Raw genomic sequence first — 563 nt, forward strand, 5'->3', positions numbered from 1 at the left:
TAAACCTAACGGTTTTTAACACTTGAAATGAGAGATTCTTGGAAAAACAGCATACTTGATAGCGTATTTCTTTACTAACAGAGGTGTCTCTTATTTACCAAGCTCTCCTCCTACAGTTCTTTATTTTATCTATCCTGATTTTTGATGATTTCTGTATTCAACTTATTCAGAAAATCAGTACGTTAATTCATTACTTTTTCGTGTAATCGAGCTACTATGCATTTCTATTTTTAGCCAATAACGTACGTCTGACAATCTATGTTGTTCATATTTTAGTCTCTTTTCCATTTTTGATGTGAATTTATTGCTATCAATCTTTTGTTTGAAAGAATGGCAGCGTCAATAATACATAAGTAAATACTAATTGCATAATTGTTTTTTTTAACTCGACAACTTCTTCTTCACGCAGCAACGAAACATAGTATTTGCCACTTGAATGACGTGAGATTGTGATCAAACCTTTAGATTATCTATGAAGCTTAATTTTAACTAACGACTTCAACTTAGGAAGTTTGACGAATTTATTATCAATCAAAACAATTGTTCCATTTTGATTGTTGGTT

The 563-nt window shown here is 30.7% G+C and carries 1 pseudogene; it reads right to left on the reverse strand.

Features of this window, described 5'->3' with window-relative positions:
• Positions 1-185: 185 nt before the first annotated feature.
• A pseudogene (locus AB3H93_RS14150) lies at positions 186-563 on the reverse strand (RNA-guided endonuclease TnpB family protein); the annotation flags it as partial.

The sequence above is a fragment of the Enterococcus sp. C74 genome (genome assembly GCF_040887125.1).
In the GTDB taxonomy this organism is placed as follows: domain Bacteria; phylum Bacillota; class Bacilli; order Lactobacillales; family Enterococcaceae; genus Enterococcus_B; species Enterococcus_B hirae.